Here is a 7,418-nt window from a genome sequence, read left to right as displayed (position 1 = left end):
CAAGATCATCAAGTGATCCAAGGCCCAAGCGGGCCAAGGAATGCTGATGCTGCCGGATGATCCTTTCGGGGATATCGCGGCGGACAGGGCCACCCTTCGGGGTGGCCCTTGTCGTTTGTGTCTGGCGACGGTGCCAATATGGATGACATGACCAAAAAGTCGCGTTGACCGAAGTGGGGCCGCGCGCGAGACTGCAGGTCAGGAACAGGACAAGATCAAGCTGATGTGCCAGATCTTTGCCGGGCAGCACCCGGACCGCTATGAAACCGTCACCCGCCGTTTGCGCCTGAACGGCCAGTCGACATCGATCCGGCTGGAGCGCGCATTCTGGTGCATCCTCGACCGCATCGCCGCCCGCGAAGGCGTGACGACGCCCGCCTTCATCTCCAAGCTGCACTCCGAAGTGCTGGAGCTGCACGGAGAGGCGCGAAACTTCACCTCGCTGCTGCGCTGCGCCTGCACGATCTATCTGGGCGAGGACGACGTCGCCCCGGCCATCGCCGCGGAGTGACGCGAATATTTTCGCTGTAGTAATCCGATACTACCCGGCCCGTCCCCAAGCCCCTAGCCTCGATCAGGCAAGACACGTGCAGGGAGGGCCAGATGGCCAAGTACATCCACTCGATGATCCGCGTTCTGGACGAGGCGGCCTCGGTCGATTTCTATGACCGCTGCTTTGGACTTAAGGTGGCCGAGCGGCTGGATTTCGAGAAATTCACGCTGATCTACCTGTCCAATGGCGAAAGCGGGACCGAGCTGGAGCTGACCGTCAACAAGGGCCGAACCGAGCCCTATGACTTGGGCGACGGCTATGGGCACGTGGCCTTTTCAGTCGACGATGTCGACGCGACCCACGCCCGGTTGGAGGAGATCGGCTTTGCCCCCCGCAAGCTGGTCGATTTCGCGCCGGGCGGCGAGGTGATCGCCCGCTTCTTCTTCATCAAGGACCCGGACGGATACGAGATCGAGGTCCTGCAGCGGGGCGGCCGCTACAGCTGATCAGCCTGCCGCGCCCTTGGGAGGGGGCGCGGGACCACATCAAGGGAGGAGGAACCCATGTCTGAACCAACGACCAAGGGCCTGACCCGTCGGGCGCTGCTGTCGCGGGCCGTCGCAGTCGGCGCGCTGGCAGTGGCCGGCGCAGGCTTCATCGCGGCCCCCGACGCGGCCTGGGCCGTCGAGGTGATCGCGATCAGCGAGCACGAGATGGCCACGCTGCTGCAGATGGCCCGCGACATCTATCCGCATGACCGCGTGGGCGACCGCTTCTATGCGATCGCGATCAAGGGATACGACACCGCCGAGAACCAGCCCATGGTGGCCGAGGGCATCGCCGCGCTGGACGCCGCCGCGCAGGCGGCCGGGCATGACGACTATGTCTCGATCGGGTGGGAGCAGGACCGTGTGGCGATCCTGCGCCGGATGGAGGACAGCGCGTTCTTCCAGACCGTCCGGGGCGGGCTGGTGACCGGTCTCTACAACCAGAAAGAGGTCTGGCCGATCTTCGGCTATGAGGGAGAGAGCTTCTCCCAGGGCGGCTACATCTATCGTGGCTTTGACGACATCGACTGGCTGTAAGGGGGCGGATCATGGCTACGGCAGCGAAATTCGAACTGACCGACGACAGCGTGGTCGTCATCATCGGCACCGGCGCGGGCGGCGGCGTGCTGGCCAACGAACTGGCGCAGAAGGGCGTCAAGGTCGTGGCGCTGGAGGCGGGCGGGCGCTATCTGCCCGAAGACTATATCAACGACGAATGGGAAAGCTTTGGCCAGCTGGCCTGGACCGATCCGCGCACGACCAGCGGCGACTGGCGCGTGGCCAAGGATTTCAGTGGCTTGCCCGCTTGGATCGTCAAGGCGGTCGGCGGCACCACGACCCATTGGGCGGGCGCCTCGCTCCGGTTCCAGGAGCATGAATGGAAGGCCCTGACCACCTATGGCGCGGTCGAGGGGGCGAACCTGCTGGACTGGCCCATCGACGCGGCCGAGATGGCGCCCTGGTACGAGAAGGCCGAGGCCAAGCTGGCCGTTACCCGAACCGGCGACTTTCCGGGCCTGCCCGGCAGCAACAACTACAAGGTGTTCGAGGCGGGGGCCAAGGCCGTCGGCTATACCGAGGTGTCCACCGGGCGCATGGCGATCAACAGCATCGACAATGACGAACGGCCGGCCTGCCAGCAGACGGGGTTCTGTTTCCAGGGCTGCAAATGGGGCGCCAAATGGTCGTCGGCCTATACCGACATCCCAAAGGGTGAGGCCACTGGCAACCTGGAGGTGCGCGACCACGCCCATGTGGCCCGCATCCTGCACAATGACGAAGGCCGCGTCACAGGGGTCGAGTATTTCGACAAGGACGGCGCCCTGCAGTTTCAGGCTGCGCGTATCGTGGCCGTGGCGGGCAACAGCTTTGAAAGCCCGCGCCTGCTGCTGAATTCGGCCAGCGAGATGTTCCCCGACGGTCTGGCCAATAGCAGCGGTCAGGTGGGCCGCAACTACATGCGGCACACCACCGGGTCGGTCTATGGCATCTTCGAGAAACCGGTGCGGATGTGGCGGGGCACGACCATGGCAGGCATCATGCAGGACGAGGCGCATCACGACCCCGAACGCGGATTCGTCGGTGGCTACGAGCTGGAGACGCTGGCCCTGGGCCTGCCCTTCATGGCGGCCTTCATGGATCCCGGACGGTGGGGGCGAGAGTTCACGACCGCGTTGGATCAGTACGAATACATGGCCGGGCTGTGGATCGTCGGGGAGGACATGCCGCAGGAGACGAACCGCGTCACCCTGTCGGACACGGTCGACAAGTTCGGCCTGAAGGTCGCCAACGTGAATTTCAGCGATCATCCCAACGACGTGGCGATGCGCAATCACGCCTATGAGCGGGGGCAGGCGATGTACCGGGCGATGGGGGCCACGCGGACCCTGCCGACGCCACCCTATCCTTCCACGCACAACCTTGGGACCAACCGCATGTCGGAGCGGCCGGAGGACGGCGTGGTCAACAAATGGGGACAGACGCACGACATCGCGAACCTGTTCGTATCCGATGGCAGCCAGTTCACGACGGGCGCGGCGGAAAACCCGACCCTGACCATCGTCGCGCTGGCGATCCGTCAGGCCGACCATATCGCCAAGGAAATGGCCGCGGGCACGATCTGAGGAAAGACGACCGCCCGGGGTGTCCTCCGGGCGGTCGTGGTGGATCAACCGTTGGCGGCCTTCTGGTTGACGCCGCCCTCGGCGATGCGGGTCATGTGCTTGTCGCCGTCGCGGGTGCTCTCCAAGCATTCCTGCAGAACGCCGCCATCGGCATCCAGGTCCAGGCGGTTGGCAAAGCTGCGTACGCAGCCATAGCCCGCGATCGCGTAATGGGTCAGGCGCTGATACTGGGTGACGATGGCCGCGTCGCGGACGTCGTCATCACCGAAATCGGCCTGCAGCGCGTGCTTGCGGGCCTCGGTCACCAGACCTTCCATGCCCTTGCAGTGCTCTCCGGTGGGGTCGACGCCGTGCTGGCTGCACAGGGTCGCCAGATGCTCCATGCCGCGGGCGATGCCTTCGTTGCCGGCGATCAGCGCCTCGGCCAGTTCGCGCGACTTGGCGACGCGACCCATCTCGGTCACGACGGGCATGGACTGCTTGCAGGCGGAATACAAGTCCTGCAGTTGGTCCAGATACAGATCCTTGAGGGAATTCATGGTCATGATACGGCCTTTCTGATGGTGCTGGATGACCAACGATCCCCGGCCCGCCCCGTTCCATCGCGATGGCAAAGATCGCCCCTGCGCGCTTGACTTTGCGGGCCGTCCGGGTCAGCACTGCGGCCCCTTCAGCAGCGGAGGACATCCCCATGTTCGCGTGGTTCGAACGACGCATCGACCCCTATCCCGACCAGACCCCGACCATGCCCCCGTCGGGTCTGTGGCGGTTCGTGCTGCATTACAGCCGCGGCACGCTGCCCTGGCTGGTGCTGCTGGCCGTGGGATCGGGCCTGATCGCGCTGATCGAGGTGGCGCTGTTCGGCTGGCTGGGGCAGCTGATCGACCAGCTGGCCGACACCCCGCGAGAGGTCTTCTGGGACCGTCATGGCGGCAGCATCGCGCTGATGGCGCTGGTGCTGCTGGTGGTGATGCCGGCGCTGAACGTGGTGACATCGCTGGTCCTGCACCAGTCGCTGATGGGCAATTTCCCGCAGCGCATCCGCTGGCAGGCACATCGCTGGCTGCTGCGCCAGTCGGTCGGCTATTTCCAGGACGAATTCGCGGGCCGCATCGCGCAGCGCCTGATGCAGACCGCGCTGGCCGTGCGCGAGGTGTCCATGAAGATCATGGACGTGGGCAGCTATGTGCTGATCTATTTCCTGGGCGCGATGGTGCTGGCTGCCAGCCAGGACTGGCGTCTGGCCTTGCCCTTCCTGGTCTGGGCCGCGGCCTACGGCGCGCTGCTGTGGTATGTCGTGCCGCGCCTTGGCCGCGTGGCGCAGGAACAGGCCGATGCCCGCAGCGCGATGACCGGGCGCATCGTCGACAGCTATACCAACATCGCGACGGTCAAGCTGTTCTCTCACTCCGACCGGGAGGAGGCGTGGATGCACCAGGGCATGGACCGGTTCCTGGGCACCGTCCACGCGCAGATGCGCCTGTCCAGCCTGCAGGACATGGTGCTGAACCTGCTCAACGTCTGGCTGGTCGCGGCGGTGGCCGGGCTGGGGCTGTGGCTGTGGACGCAGGGGCTGATCGCGGTCGGGGCGGTCGCCATCGCGGTGCCGCTGGCGCTGCGGCTGAACAACATGTCGCACTGGATCATGTGGGAATTCGCCGCCCTGTTCGAGAATATCGGCACCGTGCGCGACGGCATCACCAGCCTGTCCCTGCCACGAGAGGTGCGCGACGCGCCGGGGGCGCAGCCCCTGCTGCCCGGTCCTGCGGCGGTGCGGTTCGACAACGTCACCTTCCGCTATGGCGGTGCTGCGGGGGCGCAGCCGATGGCGGTGCTGGACGACCTGACGCTGCATCTGCAGCCCGGTGAACGGGTGGGCTTGGTGGGCCGGTCGGGCGCGGGAAAATCGACGCTGATCAACCTGCTGCTGCGCTTTCACGACATCGACGCGGGGCGCATCACCATCGACGGCCAGGACATCGCGCAGGTGACCCAGGACAGCCTGCGCGCGGCCATCGGCGTGGTCACGCAGGACAGTTCGCTGCTGCACCGGTCGGTGCGCGAGAACATCGCCTATGGCCGCCCCGACGCGACCCCGGATCAGATCGACCACGCCCTGCGCATGGCCGAGGCGGACGGGTTCGTCCCGTCGCTGTCCGACAGCCAGGGCCGGCATGGGCTTGATGCGCATGTGGGCGAACGCGGCGTCAAGCTGTCGGGCGGCCAGCGCCAGCGCATCGCCATCGCGCGGGTCGCGTTGAAGAACGCGCCGATCCTGTTCCTGGACGAGGCCACAAGCGCCCTGGACAGCGAGGTCGAGGCCGCGATCCAGTCCCGGCTGGAAGCATTGATGCAGGGCAAGACGGTCATTGCCATCGCGCATCGCCTTTCCACCATCGCCGCGATGGACCGGCTGGTGGTCATGGACCAGGACCGGATCGTCGAACAGGGCAGCCATGCCGAACTGCTGGAACGCGACGGTCTGTACGCCCGGCTGTGGCACCGCCAGTCCGGCGGTTTCTTGGCCGCGGACTGAGGGCAGGACGTGAAAAAGGCCCCGGCGCGATGCCGGGGCCTCCGTCGTTTCGGTGGTGCGCTTACTGCGCCAGCAGGTCGGTGATCCGGCGGACCGAGGCGCGGCGGTTGTCGCGGATGTCGCCCTCGGCACGGACGCGCAGGAACTGCTCGCCATAGCCTTGGGTCACCAGGTTCTCCGGCGGCACGTCAAAGTACTCGGTCAGTGCCAGCGCCACCGATTCCGCACGACGGTCCGACAGCGCCAGGTTGGCGGCGTCCGACCCGACCGTATCGGTATGACCCTCGATCATGAAGATCTCCTGCGGGTTCTGGGCGATTTGGTCCTGGATCGCACGACCCAAGCCCTGCAACTGCTGCGCCTGATCCGACCGGATCGCGGCAGAGCCGGTATCGAAGGTGATCGCATCGATGTTGACCGGCGCCACCAGCGCCCGCACCTCGGGGATGTTGCGGATCTGGGACAGCGTGAAGCGGCGGTCGACATTCGCCTCGCGCAGCAGGGCCTCGCGCAGCTGATCCTCGTTCAGGGGCGCATTGCCGGTCTGGACGGGGGCGGGGGCGGGCAGGGCGCCGATATCGACGGGCTGCACGTCGGCGGTGTCGTCGATCAGCTGCGTGGTCGTGCCGTCGGCGCTGACCAGGGTGCGGCGCAGCACCTGTAGGTTCGCGTCACGGATGGTCACAACGCGGCTGCCGTCCTGGCGTGTCACGATGGTGCGCGACGAACCGTCGTCGAAATTCTCGGTCTGCACGGTCGAGCCGGGCTGGCGCAGCAGGGCGACCTCGTCCTTGATGACCTCTTGGCTGCCATCGGCGCGGGTAACGACGACGCGGTCCGGCGCGGACAGCGCAACCTGGCGGTTGTTGTTCAGGTAGGACCCGACCGCCACGGCACCCAGACCCAGCAGCAGGGCATTGCGCAGGCGGTTGTCGTCGTCCTCCTCCTCGGCCTGCGGTGCAGGCTGACCGGTGGCGCCCGCCAGCGCGTCGCGCAGGCTGGTGGTGAAGTCCTCGGACGACGACCGGGCGTTCTCCTCGGTCACCTGCTGCTCGGTGATCTCGCCCGATCCATCGGCTGCGTCCAGCGCCGCCGCGGTGGCCGGTGCGGTCGCCTGGGCAGCCTCGCGCGATGCCTCGGTCTCGACGGTGTCCTCTTCGGCGGCGCGACGGATCATCTCTCCGTTCTGGCCGACGCGGTACATCTGCGCCTCGGTCGGGGCCAGGCGCAGCTCGCCCGCCTCATTGGTCTCGACGACAACACCGTTCGGGGTCATCGCACGACCGCCATCCGCACAGGGGAACGCGCTGCCGTCCAGACAGGTCAGCGCCGAGGTGTCCAGGCCACCCTGCACCTCCTGCGTCAACACTCCGGCCAGACCCGGCAGGGCGCCAGCGCGTTCGACCTGCGTTGCACCGGTCGCCAAGGTCAGGCCACCCTGAGCCGCAGGCGCTGCGGGTTCCGCAGGTGCATCGGCCGTCGCGGCCGGATCGGCTGCGGGCTGCTCGCCCTGCTCCTGCGCGCGCAACTGCTCGGTCAGGGCGTCGAGGTCGCTTCCGACGGGTTCTTCAGCGGCATCCGCCGGCTGCTGGTCGTTCTGCGCGGCAGGGCGTGCGTTCGGACGAGCCTCTGCCGGAGCGTCGGCGGCAGGAGGCGCCTCGCGCTGCGGGTTGGCGCGCGGCGCGGCATCGCCGGCGGCCGGGGCCTCTGCGGCGGGC

7 protein-coding genes are annotated in these 7,418 nt (G+C 66.9%); 5 read left to right on the top strand and 2 right to left on the bottom strand.

What is annotated here, in order from left to right:
• Positions 1–223 precede the first annotated feature (223 nt).
• The 4 genes from TW83_RS12375 (at position 224) to TW83_RS12360 (ending at position 3,164) form a co-directional block, all read left to right on the top strand.
• Positions 224–511, top strand: a complete 288-nt coding sequence (locus tag TW83_RS12375; protein WP_045983086.1) for a ribbon-helix-helix domain-containing protein — start codon at positions 224–226, stop codon at positions 509–511.
• Positions 512–603: 92 nt separating this feature from the next.
• Positions 604–999, top strand: coding sequence for a VOC family protein (locus tag TW83_RS12370; RefSeq protein WP_045983085.1), 396 nt, complete (start codon positions 604–606; stop codon positions 997–999).
• 57 nt (positions 1,000–1,056) lie between these two features.
• A complete protein-coding gene (locus TW83_RS12365; RefSeq protein WP_045983084.1) occupies positions 1,057–1,578 on the top strand; it encodes a twin-arginine translocation pathway signal in 522 nt (173 codons plus the stop codon).
• A gap of 11 nt (positions 1,579–1,589) precedes the next feature.
• Positions 1,590–3,164 carry a GMC family oxidoreductase gene (locus TW83_RS12360; protein ID WP_045983083.1) on the top strand — a complete coding sequence of 525 codons (1,575 nt, stop codon included), beginning with the start codon at positions 1,590–1,592 and terminating at the stop codon, positions 3,162–3,164.
• Positions 3,165–3,208: 44 nt separating this feature from the next.
• Here the strand turns inward: TW83_RS12360 and TW83_RS12355 are convergent, their stop codons facing one another.
• Positions 3,209–3,709, bottom strand: a complete 501-nt coding sequence (locus TW83_RS12355; protein WP_045983082.1) for a DUF892 family protein — start codon at positions 3,707–3,709, stop codon at positions 3,209–3,211.
• Between the two features lie 146 nt (positions 3,710–3,855).
• Here TW83_RS12355 and TW83_RS12350 point away from each other — a divergent pair, with 146 nt between their 5' ends.
• Positions 3,856–5,700 carry an ABC transporter ATP-binding protein gene (locus TW83_RS12350; protein WP_045983081.1) on the top strand — a complete coding sequence of 615 codons (1,845 nt, stop codon included), beginning with the start codon at positions 3,856–3,858 and terminating at the stop codon, positions 5,698–5,700.
• A 61-nt stretch (positions 5,701–5,761) separates the two neighbouring features.
• Here the strand turns inward: TW83_RS12350 and TW83_RS12345 are convergent.
• A partial coding sequence (locus TW83_RS12345; protein WP_045983080.1) for an OmpA family protein occupies positions 5,762–7,418 on the bottom strand: 1,657 nt, incomplete at its 5' end.

The organism is Paracoccus sp. S4493 (genome assembly GCF_000967735.1).
Taxonomy (GTDB): Bacteria; Pseudomonadota; Alphaproteobacteria; order Rhodobacterales; family Rhodobacteraceae; genus Paracoccus; species Paracoccus marcusii.
Note: the sequence above shows the minus strand (reverse complement) of the source record. Positions and strands in the feature narration are given on the sequence as shown.

Coding starts and splice junctions, on each gene's coding strand:
- TW83_RS12375 (WP_045983086.1), top strand. CDS start 224: ATGTGCCAGATCTTTGCCGGGCAGCACCCGGACCGCTATGAAACCGTC.
- TW83_RS12370 (WP_045983085.1), top strand. CDS start 604: ATGGCCAAGTACATCCACTCGATGATCCGCGTTCTGGACGAGGCGGCC.
- TW83_RS12365 (WP_045983084.1), top strand. CDS start 1,057: ATGTCTGAACCAACGACCAAGGGCCTGACCCGTCGGGCGCTGCTGTCG.
- TW83_RS12360 (WP_045983083.1), top strand. CDS start 1,590: ATGGCTACGGCAGCGAAATTCGAACTGACCGACGACAGCGTGGTCGTC.
- TW83_RS12355 (WP_045983082.1), bottom strand. CDS start 3,709: ATGACCATGAATTCCCTCAAGGATCTGTATCTGGACCAACTGCAGGAC.
- TW83_RS12350 (WP_045983081.1), top strand. CDS start 3,856: ATGTTCGCGTGGTTCGAACGACGCATCGACCCCTATCCCGACCAGACC.